Raw genomic sequence first — 17573 nt, forward strand, 5'->3', positions numbered from 1 at the left:
TATTTTAGCGGACCGCCGCGATGGCCCCGCTCAGCGCATGAAGCGCCCCCCGTTGAGGTCGAGGGTGGCGCCGGTCACGAAGGCCGCCGCGGGCGACGCGAGGTAGACCACCGCAGCTGCCACCTCCTCCGGCTCGCCGAAGCGCCCCAGCGGGATCGATTGCCGCAGCGCCTGCTGCCGCGCCGGCTCCAGCGCATCGAGCGCGGGGCTGCGCACCGCGGCCGGTGCCACGGCGTTGACCGTGACGCCATGCGGTGCGAGTTCCTGCGCGAAGCTGCGCGTCAGCGCGAGCAGCGCCGCCTTGCTGGCCGCGTAGTGCGCGCCCGTCGCGGCGCTGGGCTGCTGCCCGGCCAGCGAGGCGAGGTTGACGATGCGGCCGGCGCCGCGCGAACGCATGTGGCGCCCCGCGATGCGGCAGCCGAAGAAGCTGCCGCGCAGGTTGACCGCGAGCACGTCGTCCCACTCGTCCGCGCCGATGTCCCAGACCGAGGTGAAGGCGGTGCGCGCGGCATTGTTGACGAGCAGGTCGACCGCGCCGAACTGCGCCACGGCCATGTCGAAGCAGCGCGCGAACGCCGCCTCGTCGCGCACGTCGAGTGCCATCGCGAGGCACTCTGCGCCCGCGGCGCGCAGGCGGGCGGCGGCGCGCTCGGCGGCCGCCCCATCGAGGTCCGCGAGCACCACGCGCGCGCCCGCTTCCGCCAGGCCGCGCGCGATCGCCTCGCCCAGGCCCTGCGCGGCGCCGGTCACGAAGGCGGTGCGGCCGGCGAGCAGGCTCATGCCAGCTTCGCGGCCGGGCGTGCCGCCGGCCCGCGGTCCCAGGTGCCCGGGCCCACGCCGCGCTCGCGCAGCCTGAACTTCTGCACCTTGCCGTTCTCGGTGCGCGGCAGGTCGGGCAGCAGGTCGACGTAGCGCGGCAGCGCGAAGTAAGGCAGGCGGCTTTCGCAGAAGCGCACGACGTCGGCCGGATCGATGCGCTCGCCCTCGCGCGCGACGAGCGCGGCCATCACTTCGTCCTCGGCCAGCTCCGAGCGCACGGGATAGACGGCGCAGGCCGCCACGGCCGGATGGCTCAGCAGCACCTGCTCGACCTCGAAGGACGAGATGTTCTCGCCGCGGCGGCGGATCGCGTCCTTGATGCGGTCGACGAAGCGGAAGGCGCCGTCGGCATCGCGCACCACGCGGTCGCCGGTGTGGAACCAGAGGTTGCGCCAGGCCTCGACGGTCTTCTCGGGCATGTGGAAGTAGCCGCTCGCGAAGACATAGGGTTCGTCGGCGCGCAGCAGCAGTTCGCCGGCCTCGCCGGGCGGCAGCGCCGCATCGTCCTCGTCGGCCACGCGCGCCTCGAAGCCCGGCCGCAGCCAGCCCATCACGCCGCCGCGCGGCGAGTCGGGCGCGGTCGCGATCGCGAAATTGGTCTCGGTCGAGCCGTAGCCTTCGAGCAGCCGCACGCCGGTGCGCTCGAAGAAGCTCTGCCCCGCCGCCGCCGGCACGCCGGGCCCGAGGCCGATGCGCACGCGGTGGCCGCGCTCCGCCTCGCCCGCCGGCTGCGCGAGCAGGATCGGCACCATCGCGCCGAGCAGATAGACCACGGTGGCGCCGTTCGCGCGCATCGCGGGCCAGAAGCCCGAGGCCGAGAAGCGCGTCTCGAACACCGCCTCGGCGCCCGTGAGCGCGGCCTGTGCGAAGGTGTTGAGCGCGTTGATGTGGAACAGCGGCAAGGTGGTGCACAGCACGTCGTCGGCGCCCACGCCGAGCACCTCGGCGCTGTGCACGCCCCACCAGAAATACTGCGCATGCGGGCAGACCACGCCCTTGGCCGGCCCCGTGGTGCCCGAGGTGTAGAGGATCGCGAGCGGATCGCCGGGCTGCACCGGCGCCGCATCAACGGGCGTTGTGGCACCTGCGGGGCAGGTCCGCACGCGCATGCTTGCGGGCGCCTGCCACGTCCCATCGCTGCCGGCCGACGGCTCGCCGACGATCCAGATCTCCTCGAGCTTCGTGCGCGCGAGGTCCGCGGTGTTCAGCCGCTCGAGAAAACCGGCCTCGATGACCAGCAGCCGGGCTTCGCTGTGCGCGAGGAAGTAGCCGATCTGCGGCCCCATCGACGCGGTGTTGACCGGCACCGTCACCGCGCCGAGCCAGCCGGCGCCGAGGAAGGTTTCGAGGAACTCGATGCGGTTGCCGCACATGAGCGCGATGCGGTCGCCGCGCGCGATGCCGGCCTGTGCGAGCACGCCCGCGCGGGCGGCGGCGGCCCCGGCGGCACCGGCATGGGACCAGCGCCGGTCGCCGATGCGCAGCAGCGGCCGTGCGCCGAACAGCGCCGCCTGCCGGCGCAGCATGTCCGGCAGCGTGCGCGCGGCGGGTGGCACGCTGCGCGGCGCGGCGTTATGCGTCATCGTGCGTGCCCCCGCCGAGGTAGGTGGCCTGCACGCGCGGATCGCCCGCGAGTTCGCCCGAGGCGCCCGAGAGCGCGATCTCGCCGGTCTCGAGCACATAGCCGTGGTCCGAGGTCTCGAGCGCGGCGCGCGCGTTCTGCTCGACCAGCAGGATCGAGACGCCGTCCTCGCGCAGCTTGCGCACGATCGACAGGATGTCGCGCACGATCAGCGGTGCGAGGCCGAGGCTGGGCTCGTCGAGCATCAACAGGCGCGGCGCCGACATCAGCGCGCGGCCCACCGCGAGCATCTGGCGCTCGCCGCCCGAGAGCGTGTCGGCGCGCTGCGCGCGGCGCTCGGCGAGCCGCGGGAAGCGGTCGTACACCGACTGCAGCCTGCGCTTCATCGCATCGCCGCGCAGCCGCTTGGCGTAGGCGCCGAGCTGCAGGTTGTCGAGCACCGTGAGCTCGCCGAACAGCTCGCGCTTCTCGGGCACCAGGCACAGGCCGCGCTCCACACGCGCCTCGACGTCGAGCCCCTGCAGGTCCTCGCCCTCGAAACGCAGCGTGCCGCGGCACGGCAGCAGGCCCATCGCGGCTGCGAGCAGCGTGGTCTTGCCCGCGCCGTTCGGGCCGATCACCGAGATGATCTGGCCCGGCTGCAAAGCCAGCGAGACGCCGCGCACCGCCTCGACCTGGCCGTAGGACACGTGCAGGTCGCCGATCTCCAGCATCGCGGTCATGACAGGACCTCCATGCTGCGCACCGCGCCCGTCGGGGCGGCGGCTGCCGCCGGCGCCTCGTCCACCACGCTGCCCAGGTAGGCGGCCTGCACGCGCGGATCGGCGCGCACCGCGGCGGGCACGCCTTCCACCAGCTTGGCGCCGAAGTTCATCACCACGAGGCGATCGACGAGTTTCATCACGAAGTCCATGTCATGTTCGACGATGAGGATGGTCACGCCCTCCTCGCGCAGCTTGCGCAGCAGCTCGCCGAGCGCCATCTTTTCCTTGCGCCGCAGGCCGGCCGCGGGCTCGTCCAGCACCAGCAGCACCGGGTCGGCCGCGAGCGCGCGTGCGATCTCGAGGATGCGCTGCGTGCCCAGCGGCAGGCTGCCCGCGAGCTCGTGCGCGCGGTCGCCCAGGCCGATGCGGTCGAGCTGCCGCTGCGCCTCCTGCAGGATCTGCATCTCCTCGCCGCGGTCGAGCCGGAGGCCGGCCTTCAGGATGCCGGCGCCCGTGCGCGCATGCGCGCCCAGCGCCACGTTGTCGAGCAGGCTCATGTGCGGGCGCAGCTTCACGTGCTGGAAGGTGCGCGCCAGGCCCAGCCGCGCCACCGCGCGCTGCGGCATGCCGGCGATGTCGCGGCCGAGAAAGCGCACCTGGCCCGACGTCATCGGCAGCGTGCAGGTCAGCAGGTTGAACATGGTCGACTTGCCCGCGCCGTTGGGTCCGATCAGGCCGACGATCTCGCCGGCGTTCACGTCGAAGCTCACGTCGTTCACCGCCACCAGCCCGCCGAAGCGCTTGACCGCGCCCTGCACCGACAGCACCGGCGTGCCGCGCGCCGGCAGTGCGCGATGCGGCAGCGGCGCCACCGCGGGCGCGTCGTGGCGCGAGGCGACCGGCGGGCCGGCGCGCCGCAGGCGCCAGCGCCGCAAGAGGCCCATGAGCCCGCTGCGCGCGAAGTGCAGCAGCAGGATGAAGAGCGTGGCGAAGGCCACGGCCTCGAGCTGGCCGGCGCGCTGCGTCAGCATCGGCAGCACGTCCTGCAGGCCGTTCTTGAGCACCAGCACCAGCGCCGCGCCCACGAGCGCGCCCGAGAGCTGGCCGAGACCGCCGGCCACCGCCATCAGCAAATACTCGATGCTCGCGCGCACGTCGAAGGGCGAGGGGCTGACGAAGCGGTTCATGTGCGCATAGAGCCAGCCCGCGAGCCCGGCGAACAGCGCGGCCGTGACGAACAGCGACAGCCGCACGCGGTAGGCATCGGCGCCCACGCTCGCGAGCAGCGTGGCGCCGCCGCGCAGGCCGCGGATCGCACGGCCGGGCCGCGATTGCAGCAGGTTGTGGCTGAACAGGCAGGCCAGCCCGACCACGGCCCAGATCAGGTAGTACATCGCGCGCGGATCGGCGAGCGAGAAGCCCGCGATGCGCAGCGCCGGGATGTTCGACAGGCCCGTGTGCCGCCCGAGCGCATCGACGTTGCCGAACAGCATCGCGATCGACAGCCCCCAGGCGATGGTGCTGAGCGGCAGGAAGTGTCCGCCGAGGCGCAGCGTGAGCATGCCGATCGCGAGCGCCGACAGGCCCGTGAGCAGCAGCGCGAACACGAGCCCGACCCACGGCGACAGGCCCTGCGTGGTGGTGAGCCACGCGGTGGCATAGGCCGCGATGCCGACGAAGGCCGCCTGCCCGAAGGAGGTGGCGCCGCCCACGCCGGTGAGCAGCACCAGGCCCAGCGCCACCAGCGCGCCGATGCCGATGTCGTTGAGCAGCGAGACGGTGAAGCTGCCCGCCACCGCCGGCACCAGCGCCAGCACGGCGACGACCGCGCCCACCCAGACCATGCACTGGCGCATGCGGAGCTTGTCGTTCATTGGTCCACCTCGTCTTCTTCCTCTTCGCTGTGGGCTGCCAGGAAGGAGCGCAGCATCAGCACCGGGATCAGCAGGCTGAACACGATCACGTCCTTGAGCGCGCCGCTCCAGAACGAAGCGAAGCTCTCGACCACGCCGACCGCCAGCGCACCGAGCGCGGTCATCGGGTAGCTCACCAGCCCGCCGATGATCGCGGCCACGAAGGCCTTGAGGCCGATGATGAAGCCCGAGTCGTAGTACATGGTGGTCACGGGCGCGATCAGCACGCCGATCAGGCCCGCCAGCAGCGAGGCGCAGCCGTAGGCCAGCAGCGCCGTGCGCACCGGCCGGATGCCGACCAGCCGCGCACCGACGCGGTTGACCGCCGTGGCGCGCAGCGCCTTGCCGGCCACCGTTCGCTCGAACACCAGGAAGAACAGCCCGCTGAGCACGATCGCCGCGCCCACCATCAGCACCACCTGGCCGCTGACCGTGAAGCCGTCGCCGAGCGTGAACATCGCGCTCGTGAGCGGCGTGGTGCGCGAGCCCTCGGGCCCGAAGAACAGCAGGCCCAGGCCCGAGAGCAGGAAGTGCAGCGCGAGCGAGACGATCAAAAGCACCAGCACCGACGCATCGGCGATCGGCTGGAACACCACGCGCGCGAGCAGCGGCGCCATCGGCACCACCAGCAGCACCGCCACCGCGATGTGCACCGCCACCGGCACGCCGGGCCGCGCCGCCAGCCATGCGAGCACGCAGGGCACCGCGGGCAGCACGCCCCAGGTCAGGAGCGCCTTCGGAATGCGTGCGGCCTCGCCGCGGCGCAGCAGGCTGCCTATCTCAGTGGCCAGCGCCAGCGCGGCCAGCACCGCGACCAGGCCGATGGTCGGCGGCACGCGGCCGGTCTCGAAGGCCGCGAGCGACAGCGCCGCGAAGGCCGCGAGGTCGCCGAAGGGCACGAACACCACGCGGGTGACCGAGAAGATCAGCACCAGCCCGAGCCCGGCCAGCAGATAGACCGCACCGTTGGCCAGGCCGTCGGTGACGAGGATCAATGCCACGTCCCAGGTCATGAAGGCACCCCCTGCAGGATTGTTGTGGTTGTGGTCGGGATGCGTGGGTTCAAGGTGCGAGCTTCCATTGGCCGTTGTCGAGCTTGACGATCACGCGCGCGCGTTCGTCCACGCCGTAGAGGTTGCCGGGCTTGAAGCTGTAGACGCCGTGCGTGCCCACCACCTCCCTGGTGCTGAAGATCGCGTCGCGCAGCGCCACGCGGAACTCCGCCGTGCCCGGCTCGGCCTTCTTCATCGCGCGCGATGCCGCGTCGGCGAACACCAGCCAGCCGTCGAAGGAATAGGCCGAGAAGGCATCGCTGGTCGACGCGTTGTTGACCTTCTGGAACACGGCGCGGAAATCGGTCGCGATCTTCTTGGTCGGATAGCCGTCGGGCAGCTGCTCGGCCACGATCACCGGGCCGGTGGGCATGAGCGCGTTCTGGCCCGCGGCGCCGACCACGCGCACGAAGTCGGGGTTGATCAGGCCGTGCTGGCCGTACACGCCGCCCCTGTAGCCGCGCTCCTGCAGTGCCAGGAAGGGCAAGGCCCCGGGCGTGCCCGCGCCGCCGGTCATCACCGCGTCGGGCCGCAGCGCGACGATCTTCAGCACCTGCCCCGTGACCGAGGCATCGCCGCGCGCATAGCGCTCGTTGCTCACCACCTTGATGCCGGCCGCGGGCGCGGCCTTCATCAGCGCGTTGTAGACCAGGTCGCCCCAGGCGTCGGTGAAGCCGATGTAGCCGACGGTCTTGACGTTGTTGCGCTTCATGCGCTCGACCACCGCGTCGATCATCAGCTGCGTGGGCTGCGCCACGGTCACGACCCACGGGTTCTCGGCCGCGTCGAGCAGGATCGGCGTGAGGCCGATCATCGGCGTCTTCGCCTCCTTGCCGACCTGCGCCATCGCGATCGCGGCCGGCACGCCCGAGGTGCCCATGAGCAGGTCGACCTTGTCCTCCTCGATCAGCTTGCGCGCGTTGCGGCCGGCCGTGGTCGGGTCGGAGCCGTCGTCGAGCACGATGAGCTGGATCTTGCGGCCCTCGACCTCGCCCTTGTAGGCCAGCGCCGCCTGCATGCCCTTGGCATAGGGCACGCCGAGCGAGGAGTTGGGGCCGGAGAGCGAGACGCTCAGCCCCACTTTGAGATCGGCCGCCAGGGCGCTCGCGATGCCGCAAGCGGTCAGCGCCGCGGCGAGGGTGCCGCGCGCCAGGGTCTGCATCAGGCTCTTCATGTCGTAGCTCCGGTGATGAGAAACAAGGGTGGAAGAAACGGGGGAATACTCAGATGAACAGCTGGATCGCCGGCAAGGCCCGCCCGGGGTCGAGCAGGTCGATGCGCTTCTCGCGGATGGCCCAGCCCGCGTCGGTGCGCACGAGGCGGTGGCGCGCCGTGCCGCTCAGCAGCAGTTGCGCCCCCGCCGCGCGATTCGACGTAGACGAAGGGCGTGCGCAGGCGGACCTCGCCGCCCTCGCCTTCCTCCTGCTCGATGCGCGAGGCCTGCAGCACATGCTGGCAATGGCTCATCGGATGCTGCGAGTGGGCGCGCGGATTCTTCAGCCGCTCGACGCGCAGCTGCAGCAGCAGCCGGTCCTCGAAGGCCAGCGAGTTGTGCGAGAACGGATCGGCCTGCGCCGCGCCGAGCAGCGGCACCCAGTAGCGGCCGTCCTCGGCGAAGAGCGCGAGCCATTCGTCGAAGCGGCGGCCGTCGAGCAGCGCGGCCTCGTGCGCCGCGAAATCGCGCGGGTCGCCGTTCATGCGCCCACCTCCATGTCCGCCGCCATGGCCTTCGCCCAGGCGCGGAACTGGTTGCGCATCAGCAGTTCGTTGGTGCCGTTGGTGGTGACGGTCGACTGCGCACGTTCGGCCGCGTCGTAGCCGCGGTGCAGGCTGACCCATTCGTTGCCCCCGGCGCGCAGGCCCTTCTGGATGCTCTCGAACAGATGCACGTCGTCGTGCGCGACCACCGACATCGGCGAGAACACGAGCCGGTTGTAGCTCAGCGCGCGCTCGAACAGCAGCGCCGGCGCGCCGGCCGCGCGGAAGCTCCAGGCCTCGATCAGCGTGCGATCGGCCGCGAGCGGACGGATCACGCGGATGGCCTGCGGCGAACCCTTGACCGAGAGGCTCGGGTAGAGCACCGAGTTCTGCGGCGAACGCTGCAGGATCTCGGCGGCGCGCGCCTCGCCGTGCGCGGCACGCATCGCGGCCTCGTACGCGGGCAGCTGCGCATAGTTGGAGTGGATGCTGAAGTGGATGCCCAGCACGCTGTGCCCGTTGGCGAACACGCGCCCGCCCATCCTGTCGAAGAACTCGTAGCCCGAGCCGAAGGGCAGGATCTGCTCCATCGCCATCGGCTTGGGGTCATCGGGCGCATGGCCCTCCCACAGCGCCTCGGCCGCCTGGGTGGCCGACTCGTGGGTGGACATCGGATGCACCGTGTCGTTGATGTTCTCGAGGTAGACCTTCCAGTTGCAATGCACGATGTTGCGCAGCACGCCGCCTTCGGCCGTGAGCCGGCCCTCGGGCGAGCGGTCGACCATGTTGTCGATGGCGCCGAGCACCTCGCCGAAGTAATCCTCGAACGAGGGGCCCGCATCCGACAGCCGCACGAACACGAAGTCGCGGTAGACCTTCACATGCCGGACCGCCGAGAGCCCCTGCCCCGACTCGCAGGCCTTCAGCTGCGTGCCCTCGTAGCCGTTCTTCAGCGGCAGGCCCAGCGGCGCGCCGTCGAGCTTGTAGGTCCAGGCGTGGTAGGGGCAGCGGAAGAAGCGGCCGGTGTTGCCGCTCTCGTCCGTCACGAGCTGCGTGCCCTTGTGGGCGCAGCGGTTGTACATGACGTGCACCGCGCCGTCGGGCTGCCGCACCATCAGCAGCGGCCGGCCCGCGATCTCCTGCGTGATGAAGTCGCCCGCCGCCGGCACCTGGCTCGCATGGCCGAGGAAGACCCAGCTGTTGGCGAACAGGCGCTCCTGCTCGAGCGCGAAGAGCTCATCGCTCAGGTACAGGTCGCGGTGCACGCGGTCGTCCTGCACCAGCGCGGCGATGCGGTCGGGATGGTGGCGGTAGCTGTTCATCGGCGGGCGCTCGTTTTTTCAGGGAACGAGCTTCCACTGGCCCTTGTTCATCTGCACCACCACCACGCCGCGCTGGTCGGAGCCGTAGCGGTCGTCGGGCTTGAAGGTGTAGATGCCGTGCGTGCCCACCAGCTCCCTGGTCGACGCGATCGCGTCGCGCAGCGCCGTGCGGTACTGCGGCGTGCCCGGCTCGCCCTTGGCGCGCGAGGCGGCATCGGCGAGCAGCAGGTAGGCGTCGTAGGTGTAGGACGAGAAGGCGTCGGTCGGCACCGCGCCGTGCACCTTCTGGTAGGCCGCGCGGAAGCCCATCGCCACCTTCTTGATCGGGTTGCTCTCGGGCAGCTGGTCGGCCACGAGCACCGGGCCGCTCGGCACCTGCAGGCCCTCGATCGATGCGCCGCCCACGCGCACGAAGTCGGCGTTGATCAGGCCGTGCGTGCCGTAGATCTTGCCCTTGTAGCCGCGCTCGGCGAGCGCGATGTAGGGCAGCGCGCCCGGCGTGCCCGAGTTGCCCGCGAACACCGCGTCGGGCCGCTGCGCCACGATCTTGAGCACCTGGCCCGCGACCGACGAATCGCTGCGCGCATAGCGCTCGTTCGCCACCACCTTGATGCCGGCCTTCTCGGCGCTCTTCACGAGCGAGTCGTAGGCCAGGTCGCCGAGCGCGTCGGAAAAGCCGATGAAGGCCACGGTCTTCACGCCCGACTGCTTCATGCGCTCGACCACGCCCGCGACCATCAGCGGGAAGGGCTGCGAGACGGTCACGGTCCAGGCGCCCTCGGGGCCGGCGATGGTGACGGGCGTGGGCGAGATCAGCGGCGTGTTGAGCTCGCGCGCGACCGCGGCGATCGCCATCGCGCCGGGCACGCCCGAGGTGCCGATCAGCACGTCGACCTTGTCCTCGACCACCAGCTTGCGCGCATTGCGCCCGGCCGTGGTCGGGTCGGAGGCGTCGTCGAGCACGATCAACTCGACCTTGCGGCCCGCGATCTGCGGATGCTCGGCGAGCGCCGCGCGGATGCCCTTCTCGTAGGGCACCCCGAGCGCGGCCACCGGGCCCGAGAGCGAGCTGATGAAGCCGATCTTGAGGTCGGCCGCGAGGGCCTGCGAGGCGGCCAGCGCGATGGCGGTGGCGGCGACGATGCGGGAGAGTCGGTGCGTCATGTCGATCCTCAGGGAACCAGCTTCCACTGGCCCTTCTCGAGCTTCACCACCACGCGCGACCGCTCGTCCGAGCCATAGCGGTCCGTCGGCTTGAAGTTGTAGACGCTGTGCGTGCCCACCAGCTCCTTCGTGCTGGTGATCGCATCGCGCAGCGCCACGCGGAACTGCGGCGTGCCGGGCTCGGCCTTGGTGGCGAGTGCGCGCTGCGCGGCGTCGAGGTAGAGCAGCCATGCGTCGAAGCTGTAGGCCGAGAAGGCGTCGGTCGGCGCCGCGCCGTTGGCCTTCTGGTAGGCCGCGCGGAAATCGAGCGAGACCTTGCGGATCGGGTTGCTCTCGGGCAGCTGCTCGGCCACGATCACCGGGCCGGTGGGTGCCAGCAGGCCTTCGACCGCGTTGCCGCCCACGCGCACGAAGTCGGGGTTGATGAGCGCGTGCATGCCGTAGATCTGGCCCTTGTAGCCGCGCTCCGCGAGCGCGAGGTAGGGCAGCGCGCCCGGCGTGCCCGAGGTGCCGGTGATCACCGCGTCGGGCCGCAGGGCCACGATCTTGAGCACCTGCCCGGTGACCGACGCGTCGGCGCGCGCATAGCGCTCGTTGGAGACGATCTTGATGCCCTCGGGGCCGGCGCTCTTCTGCAGCGCGTCGTAGACCAGGTCGCCCCAGGCGTCGGAGAAGCCGATGTAGCCCACCGTCTTCACGCCCGACTTCTTCATGCGCTCGACCACCGCGCTCACCATCAGCGGCGCGGGCTGCGGCAGCGTCACCATCCAGGCGCCCTCCTCGCCCGGCAGGTTGGCGTTGGCGATGGAGATCAGCGGCGTCTTCGTCTCGCGCGCCACGCCCGCGATGGCGAGCGCGCCGGGCGAGCCCGCGGTGCCGATGATGACGTCGACCTTGTCCTCCTCGATCATCTTGCGGGCATTGCGCGCAGCGGTCGACGGATCGGAGGCGTCGTCGAGCTGCACGAGCTGGATCTTGCGGCCGCCGAGTTCCGACTTGTAGGCGACCGCGGCCTTCATGCCCTTCTCGTAGGGAATGCCGAGCGAGGACACCGGGCCCGAGAGCGAGGTGATGAAGCCGACCTTGAGGTCGGCCGCGAGCGCGCCGGTGGCCAGGCCGAGGCCGAGCACGAGGCCGGCCAGCGCGCGCAGGGGGGTGATCGGGAGATTCTTCATGGGGGTTGCTCCTCCAGGGGTGGGAAAAAGGTTCGCGCTCAGAGCGCCAGGCTGCCGACGCTGGTGCCGCCGCAGACGTACAGCACCTGTCCGGTGACGAAGCTGTTCTCGGGGCTGGCGAAGAAGCGCACCGCGCGCGCCACGTCGGCCGATTCGCCGAGGCGCCTGACCGGCACGGATGCCGCGAGTGCGCGCTCGCGCTCGCTGCCGGCCTCGACCACGTCGTAGAACATGTCGGTGCGGATCGGCCCGGGTGCGACCACGTTCACCGTGATGCCCTCGGGCGCGAGCTCGAGCGCCCAGGTGCGCGCCATGCCCAGCATGCCGGCCTTGGTGGCCGAATAGCTGGTGCGCGTGGCCAGGCCCAGCGCCGCGCGCGAGGACAGCAGCACCACGCGGCCGAAGCGCTGCGCGCGCATCGCGGGCAGCGCGCCCTGCACCAGCTGGATCGCGCAGCCCAGGTGCAGGTCGACCAGCGCATCGAGGTCGTCGAGCTTCACCTCGGGCAGCAGCGCGGCGCGGATCACGCCGGCGTTGTGGACGATGGTGGTCGGCGCGAAGCGCTCGACCAGTTCGCGCACCGCCTCGCCCGTGGCCGCGCGGTCGCTCAGGTCGACCTCGATGCTGTGCAGTTTCGGATGCTCGATGTCGGCCTTGCGGCGCGCGAGCGAGACCACCTCGTAGCCCTGCGCGAGCAGGTCCTCGCAGATCGCGCGGCCGATGCCGGCGCTGCCGCCGGTGACGGCGGCCACTTTGGGTCGGGTGCTCATGGCTGTTGCTCCTTCCCCCGCTGGGGGAAGGCCGGGATGGGGGCATCCGCAGCCGTGGCCGTGGAGGCGCCGCTCGCCCCCAACCCTGCCCTCCCCCAGCGGGCGAGGGAGCAAGACATCGCGTTCATACGGTACCTCCCACCAGCGCGAGCACGCGCAGCGGGCTGCCGCTGCCCTTCTCGATCTTGAGCGGCGGGCAGATCAGCACCGCGCCCGCGGGCGGCAGCAGGTCGAGGTTGCAGAGGCACTGCAGCCCGTAGCGGCCCGCGCCGTGCATGTAGTAGTGGCAGGGGTATGGCGGGCGCAGGTGGTAGCCCTGGCCGGCGTCGGTGCCGATGGCCTCGGAGCCGAAGCCCAGCACGTCGCGCTGCTCGACCAGGAAGCGCACGGCCTCGGTGCTCGGGCCGGGCGTGTGCTGGCCGGTCTCGTCGAAGTTCTGGTAGGCCGCCGGGTCGCTGCGCTTGGACCAGTCGGTGCGCATCAGCACCCACGCGCCCTTCGGGATGCGGCCGTGCGCGGCCTCGTAGCGCTCGATATCGGCCACGCTCAGCAGGTAGTCGTCGTTGGCCTGGACGTCGGCCGAGCAGTCGATCACGCAGGCCGGCGCGACGAAGTTCTGCACCGGAATGGTGTCGACCGCGTTGTTCGGCAGGTCGCGCCCCGAGATCCAGTGGATCGGCGCATCGAAGTGCGTGCCCGTGTGCTCGCCGCAGGAGAAGTTGTTCCAGTACCAGGCCGGGCCGCGCTCGTCGTACTTCGAGACTTCCTCGATGCGGAAGGGCCAGCACTGGCCCATCTCGGGCGGCAGCGCAATCTGCGGAAACTCGGGCGTGAGCGTCTGCGTGAGGTCGATCACGCGGATGCGGCCGCTCGCCATCGCGGTCACGAGGCCGCCGAGGATGTCGGCGGCGGACATGAGGTCTGTTGCTGTGGTCATGGTTCAGTGCTCTTGAATGCGGACTTCCGGACGCAGAGGACGCGAAGGATTCGCGAAGGACGCGAAAGTGAAAACCGAATCTGGATGGGATGCACGCAGGCAGCGCTCGATGGCGCGCGTCGGTAGTTCGTCGGCTGTCTTCATGAAAATCCTTTCGGTATTCCTTTCGCGCCCTTCGCGAATCCTTCGCGTCCTCTGCGTCGGGCAGCCCGATTTCGACGGCCTATCCACCCGCCGCAAGCTCGCGCTCCAGCACCTTGGGGTTGTCGCGCCAGCGCTCGAGCCACTCCTGGGCCACGTCGCCGGGATACACGTCCTCCACGCCGTCGCGCAGCGCCTTCACGATCGCGTTCGCGAGCGCCGTGGGCGCGAGCTTGGGCGGCGGGGTGTGCTGGTTCCATTCGTCGTCGATGGGGCCGGGGAACACGTTGATCACGCGGATGCCCGCGGGGCGCATCTCGGCGCGCAGGCATTGCGCGAGCGAGTACGCGGCCGCCTTCGAGGCGCTGAAGGTGCCGTGCGGCGGGAAGTTGCTGAGCGCGTAGATCGACAGCAGGTTGACCCAGGCGGTCGCGCCGGTCGCGCCGTCGGCCGAGCGGCCCTTGAGCGCCGGGCCGAACTCCTGCGCGAGCCGCAGCAGGCCGAAGTAGTTGATGTCCATCTCGGCCTTGGCCACGTCGGTGCCGCGGCGCGAACCGATGCCGAAGCTGCGGTGCACCTCGGCGTTGTTGATCACGATGTCGACCTTGCCGCCGATCGAAGCGGCGACCTCGGTCACCTGGCGGCCGTTGGTCAGGTCGAGCGGCACCAGCGTGACCTGCGGCAGCGCGGAGATGTCGTCGAGCCCGTCGCCAAGCTTCTTCCACGGCTCGGCATGGCCGACCCAGACGATGTCGGCGCCGGCCTTCACGAGCGCGCGCACCAGCGCCTGGCCCACCTCGGTCTTGCCGTCGGTCACCAGCGCCTTGCGGTACTTGGGGTCGCTGGTCATTTCGCGCAGCATCTTGTCGTCGGCCATGTGGGGACTCCCTTCGGTCGGAAAAGCAATGAGGACGGCCTGGCCGGCGCGGTCGAGCCGGGCGCCGACGCGCACGCGGGAGGGCGGCTCGCCGACCTCGCCGTGCAGATGGACCATGAGCGTGGGCCCGGCATCGAGATGCACCAGACCGAGCCGCCAGGGCAGCCGCTCGCGGAAGAACAGGTCGTTGCTGTGGTGCAGCGTGGTGCTGCCGAGCAGTTCGCCCTCGCCGCTCTGCGCGCGCCAGCGCAGCGCGGCCGAGAGGCACTTGTGGCAGACCTCGCGCGGCGGGTACTGCACGGCGCCGCACTGCTCGCAGGTCTGCAGCTCGAAGCGCCCTTCGGCCGCAGCCGCCGTGAGGCCCAGCGCCACGCGGCCGCGCGCGCCGGGCGGCAGGTTCATCTGCCGCGTGCGCAGCACCGGGTTCTTGCGCGGGGGGCGCATCAGGGGCATGGTCATGGTGTGCTGTGCCTCATGAAAGCGGAGTTCGGACAGCCGACCGCAGAAGTCGCAGAGGTCTCGCAGAAGTCGCGAAAGGAATCCGAAGAAGATCCTTCATGGTTTTCTTCTGCGACTTCTGCGGAACCTTTGCGATTTCTGCGTTCGGTACCCGTGTTCATGACGGCCTCCCCAGAATCACCGCGCCCGTGCACAGGCAGCGGTCGTAGGTCACCATGCCGAAGCCCGCGACGAGGCCCAGCTTCGCGTCCGGCACCGCGCGCGGACCGGCCGCGTCGGTGAGCTGCCGGATCGCCTCGACCATGCCGAGGAAGCCGCCCGCGGCGCCGGCCTGTCCGCCGGAGAGCTGCCCGCCGCTGGTGTTGTTGGGAAAGCTGCCGTCGAAGGTCATGGTGTGCGACTGCACGAAGGCCGGGCCCTCGCCCTTCTCGCAGAAGCCCAGGTCCTCGAACTGCATCATCACGATCACCGGGTAGTCGTCGTAGGTCTGCACGAAGTCGAGTTCGGCGGGCCGCACGCCGGCCTGCGCGTAGAGGTCGTCGCGGTCGCGGCGCCATCCGCCCTGCACCATCACCGGGTCTTCGGCATAGGCGTTGTGGCGCTCGATCGCGCCGCGGATCACCACGTGCGCCAGGCCGAGGTCGCGCGCGCGCTGCTCGCTCATCACGAGGAAGGCGTCGGCGCCCGCGCAGGGCATCACGCAGTCGAACAGATGGATCGGGTCGGAGATCGGGCGCGCGGCCATGTACTCGTCGAGCGTCAGCGCCTTCTTGAACATCGCGTTCGGATTGCCGAGCGCATTGGTGCGCTGGTCCACGCAGATGCGGCCGAAGTCCTCGCGCCTGGCGCCGAAGCTGCGCATGTAGTTGGCGGTGATGAAGGCGAAGATCGAGTTCGGTCCGCCCGAGCCGTAGGGGTAGCTCGCATCGCGCGCGAAGTTGCTGAAGCTGCCGAGCGTCTGGCGGAACGAATCGACGTGGTTGGTGTCGGCGCCCACGCAGGCCACGATGTCGGCGTCGCCGGCCTGCACCGCGCGCGCGGCGCGGCGCAGGCACATCACGCCCGAGGCGCCGCCCGTGGGCACATGGTCGAGCCAGCGCGGCGACAGCCCCAGGTGCTGCGTGACGCCCACGGCCGTGTCGGGCGCGAGCGAGAAGCTGCTGAGGCTCAGGCCGTCGATCTGGTCCTTGGGCACGCCGCTGGCCTTCACGAGCGCTTCGATCGCCTGGCCGATGAACCAGTGCGCGGTGCGGGTGGAATAGCGCACGTAGGGCACGGTCACGGGCACCGCGACCGCGACGCCTTCGTACGAAAGCCGCTTGCTGGCGCTCATGCCGGCTGCCTCTTCTTGAGCGAACGCGTGTCGATGCAGTGCGCCGCGCCCGGCAGCGCCTGCGCCATCTCGCGCAACTGCCCGCGCTGGATCTTCTGCGAGGGCGTGAGCGGCAGCGCATCGACGAAGGCGACGTAGCCCGGCGCCTTGTAGTAGGCGAGCTGGTCGAGCGCATGGCGCACGATGCCGGCGGCCAGGGCCTCGCGCTGCCAGGCCTCGGCGCCTTCGTGCAGCACGATGCAGGCCAGCACTTCGTCGCCGCGCACCGGATCGGGCGTGGCGGCCACGGCCGAGGCCTTCACGGCCGGGTGCTGGTTGAGCACGCTCTCGACCTCGACGGCCGAGATGTTCTCGCCGCTGCGGCGGATCACGTTCTTCTTGCGGTCCACGAAGAAGAAGTTGCCTTCGGCATCGCGTCGCACGAGGTCGCCGGTGTGGAACCAGCCGCCGGCCCAGGCTTCCGCCGTGGCTGCCTCGTCCTTGAGGTAGCCCGAGAAGAACCAGCGCCGTGGATCGTCGCCGGCCGAGCGCACCAGCAGCTCGCCGGGCATGTCGGCACCGGCCTCGCTGCCGTCCTCGGCGACGAGGCGGACCTCGACATAGTCCTGCCGGCGGCCGAAGCAGCTCGTGCCCACGAGCCGCGGCGCGCGGTTGGCCATGATGCAGGCGGCCGCGCCGGTCTCGGTCATGGCCCAGGCCTCGACCAGCGGAAAGCCGAAGCGTTCCTCGAAGGGCGCATGGTTCTTGCGGTCCACGCCGGCGCCGAAGCCCCAGCGGATCGCATGGTCTCGGTCGGCCGGCGCCTCGGGCGCCGACAGCAGCATGGCGGGCATCACGCCGAGGTAGTGCGCGATGGTCGCGCCGCTCTCCTTCGCGCTCGCGAGCCAGGTCTTCGGATGGAAGCGGTCGAGCTGCACCAGGCAGCCGCCCGCGACCAGCACCACCATGGTGGAGAAGGCCATCGCGTTCATGTGGTTGAGCGGCAGCGGCGTGATGACGCGCTCGGTGTCGGGGCGGATGCTGCAGACGCCGTCGAGCGCGGCGTACCACGCGCCGGCGCGCAGGAAGTAGGCGTTGCTCAGGATGCAGCCCTTGGGCCGGCCCGTGGTGCCCGAGGTGTAGAGCAGGCCGCATTCAGTGTCCGGGCCGATCGGCATGTCGGCGCGCGGGGCGGGCGTGGCCGCGCGCGGCACCGCATCGTCGGGTCCCATGGCCTGGAACGCGATGCCGGCCTCGGCCGCGGCCGCGCGCAGGTCGGCGGCGCGCCCGGGCAGCGTCACGGCCAGGCCGATCTCGCTGTGGCCGATCAGGTAGACCAGCTCGGCCGAGCGCATCTCGGCATTGATCGGCACCACGCTGGCGCCGAGCGCATTGAGCGCGAACCAGTGGAACAGGAAGGCCGGCCGGTTCTCGAGCAGCAGGCCGACGCGGTGGCCGTGGCCGTAGCCGGCTTCGGCATAGGCCGCGCGCAGGCGCTCGACCCTCGGCGGCGGCCTCGCCCCAGCGGATCGGGCCGGCGGGGATGCCGTAGGCGGTGGCGGTCACCGATTCGGTGAACAGGAACTCGGCCCCGGGCGTGCGCCGCGCGGTGGCCGTGAAGACGTCGTGGACGGTGGCGTGCTGCATC

14 protein-coding genes and 1 pseudogene are annotated in these 17573 nt (G+C 71.0%); all 15 read right to left on the minus strand.

Translation table 11 applies throughout. The features are described 5' to 3' along the window. Positions 1-30 precede the first annotated feature (30 nt). A complete protein-coding gene (locus M2165_RS03205; protein ID WP_280813245.1) occupies positions 31-780 on the minus strand; it encodes an SDR family NAD(P)-dependent oxidoreductase in 750 nt (249 codons plus the stop codon). Further along, on the minus strand, positions 777-2402 hold the full coding sequence (locus M2165_RS03210; RefSeq protein WP_280813246.1) for an ATP-dependent acyl-CoA ligase: 1626 nt from the start codon (positions 2400-2402) through the stop codon (positions 777-779). Before M2165_RS03210 ends, M2165_RS03205 begins: the two co-directional genes overlap by 4 nt. Further along, on the minus strand, positions 2392-3123 hold the full coding sequence (locus M2165_RS03215; protein WP_280813247.1) for an ABC transporter ATP-binding protein: 732 nt from the start codon (positions 3121-3123) through the stop codon (positions 2392-2394). Before M2165_RS03215 ends, M2165_RS03210 begins: the two co-directional genes overlap by 11 nt. Next, entirely contained in the window at positions 3120-4979 is a 1860-nt protein-coding gene (locus M2165_RS03220; RefSeq protein WP_280813248.1) for a branched-chain amino acid ABC transporter ATP-binding protein/permease, read from the minus strand. The genes M2165_RS03215 and M2165_RS03220 overlap by 4 nt, the downstream gene beginning before the upstream one ends. Then, a complete protein-coding gene (locus tag M2165_RS03225; protein ID WP_280813249.1) occupies positions 4976-6031 on the minus strand; it encodes a branched-chain amino acid ABC transporter permease in 1056 nt (351 codons plus the stop codon). The genes M2165_RS03220 and M2165_RS03225 overlap by 4 nt, the downstream gene beginning before the upstream one ends. Before the next feature lie 49 nt (positions 6032-6080). After that, positions 6081-7244, minus strand: coding sequence for an ABC transporter substrate-binding protein (locus M2165_RS03230; RefSeq protein ID WP_280813250.1), 1164 nt, complete (start codon positions 7242-7244; stop codon positions 6081-6083). Next, positions 7241-7768: an aromatic-ring-hydroxylating dioxygenase subunit beta gene (locus M2165_RS03235; RefSeq protein ID WP_280813251.1), complete on the minus strand. Its 528-nt coding sequence runs from the start codon at positions 7766-7768 to the stop codon at positions 7241-7243. The genes M2165_RS03230 and M2165_RS03235 overlap by 4 nt, the downstream gene beginning before the upstream one ends. Beyond that, a complete protein-coding gene (locus M2165_RS03240) occupies positions 7765-9090 on the minus strand; it encodes an aromatic ring-hydroxylating dioxygenase subunit alpha (RefSeq protein ID WP_280813252.1) in 1326 nt (441 codons plus the stop codon). The genes M2165_RS03235 and M2165_RS03240 overlap by 4 nt, the downstream gene beginning before the upstream one ends. An 18-nt stretch (positions 9091-9108) precedes the next feature. Then, complete coding sequence (locus M2165_RS03245; RefSeq protein ID WP_280813253.1) at positions 9109-10254, minus strand: ABC transporter substrate-binding protein; 1146 nt, start codon at positions 10252-10254, stop codon at positions 9109-9111. Between the two features lie 8 nt (positions 10255-10262). Beyond that, complete coding sequence (locus M2165_RS03250; protein WP_280813254.1) at positions 10263-11429, minus strand: ABC transporter substrate-binding protein; 1167 nt, start codon at positions 11427-11429, stop codon at positions 10263-10265. Positions 11430-11467: 38 nt separating this feature from the next. Beyond that, positions 11468-12199 (minus strand): SDR family oxidoreductase, encoded by a 732-nt coding sequence (locus tag M2165_RS03255; RefSeq protein ID WP_280813255.1) that lies wholly within the window; start codon positions 12197-12199, stop codon positions 11468-11470. A 124-nt stretch (positions 12200-12323) separates the two neighbouring features. Continuing rightward, complete coding sequence (locus M2165_RS03260; protein ID WP_280813256.1) at positions 12324-13136, minus strand: cyclase family protein; 813 nt, start codon at positions 13134-13136, stop codon at positions 12324-12326. A 223-nt stretch (positions 13137-13359) separates the two neighbouring features. Further along, positions 13360-14613 (minus strand): SDR family NAD(P)-dependent oxidoreductase, encoded by a 1254-nt coding sequence (locus M2165_RS03265; protein ID WP_280813257.1) that lies wholly within the window; start codon positions 14611-14613, stop codon positions 13360-13362. A gap of 157 nt (positions 14614-14770) precedes the next feature. After that, positions 14771-15946 carry a thiolase family protein gene (locus tag M2165_RS03270; protein ID WP_280813258.1) on the minus strand — a complete coding sequence of 392 codons (1176 nt, stop codon included), beginning with the start codon at positions 15944-15946 and terminating at the stop codon, positions 14771-14773. Further along, positions 15943-17572 (minus strand): annotated as a pseudogene (locus tag M2165_RS03275) (AMP-binding protein). The gene M2165_RS03270 and the pseudogene M2165_RS03275 overlap by 4 nt, the downstream one beginning before the upstream one ends. Between the last annotated feature and the right edge of the window lies 1 nt (position 17573).

It is taken from the genome of Variovorax sp. TBS-050B, assembly GCF_029893635.1.
Classification (GTDB): Bacteria; Pseudomonadota; Gammaproteobacteria; order Burkholderiales; family Burkholderiaceae_C; genus Variovorax.

Excerpts from the sequence above, each read along its gene's own strand:
- M2165_RS03205 (WP_280813245.1), bottom strand. The coding sequence starts at position 780 with ATGAGCCTGCTCGCCGGCCGCACCGCCTTCGTGACCGGCGCCGCGCAG.
- M2165_RS03210 (WP_280813246.1), bottom strand. The coding sequence starts at position 2,402 with ATGACGCATAACGCCGCGCCGCGCAGCGTGCCACCCGCCGCGCGCACG.
- M2165_RS03215 (WP_280813247.1), bottom strand. The coding sequence starts at position 3,123 with ATGACCGCGATGCTGGAGATCGGCGACCTGCACGTGTCCTACGGCCAG.
- M2165_RS03220 (WP_280813248.1), bottom strand. The coding sequence starts at position 4,979 with ATGAACGACAAGCTCCGCATGCGCCAGTGCATGGTCTGGGTGGGCGCG.
- M2165_RS03225 (WP_280813249.1), bottom strand. The coding sequence starts at position 6,031 with ATGACCTGGGACGTGGCATTGATCCTCGTCACCGACGGCCTGGCCAAC.
- M2165_RS03230 (WP_280813250.1), bottom strand. The coding sequence starts at position 7,244 with ATGAAGAGCCTGATGCAGACCCTGGCGCGCGGCACCCTCGCCGCGGCG.
- M2165_RS03235 (WP_280813251.1), bottom strand. The coding sequence starts at position 7,768 with ATGAACGGCGACCCGCGCGATTTCGCGGCGCACGAGGCCGCGCTGCTC.
- M2165_RS03240 (WP_280813252.1), bottom strand. The coding sequence starts at position 9,090 with ATGAACAGCTACCGCCACCATCCCGACCGCATCGCCGCGCTGGTGCAG.
- M2165_RS03245 (WP_280813253.1), bottom strand. The coding sequence starts at position 10,254 with ATGACGCACCGACTCTCCCGCATCGTCGCCGCCACCGCCATCGCGCTG.
- M2165_RS03250 (WP_280813254.1), bottom strand. The coding sequence starts at position 11,429 with ATGAAGAATCTCCCGATCACCCCCCTGCGCGCGCTGGCCGGCCTCGTG.
- M2165_RS03255 (WP_280813255.1), bottom strand. The coding sequence starts at position 12,199 with ATGAGCACCCGACCCAAAGTGGCCGCCGTCACCGGCGGCAGCGCCGGC.
- M2165_RS03260 (WP_280813256.1), bottom strand. The coding sequence starts at position 13,136 with ATGACCACAGCAACAGACCTCATGTCCGCCGCCGACATCCTCGGCGGC.
- M2165_RS03265 (WP_280813257.1), bottom strand. The coding sequence starts at position 14,613 with ATGACCATGCCCCTGATGCGCCCCCCGCGCAAGAACCCGGTGCTGCGC.
- M2165_RS03270 (WP_280813258.1), bottom strand. The coding sequence starts at position 15,946 with ATGAGCGCCAGCAAGCGGCTTTCGTACGAAGGCGTCGCGGTCGCGGTG.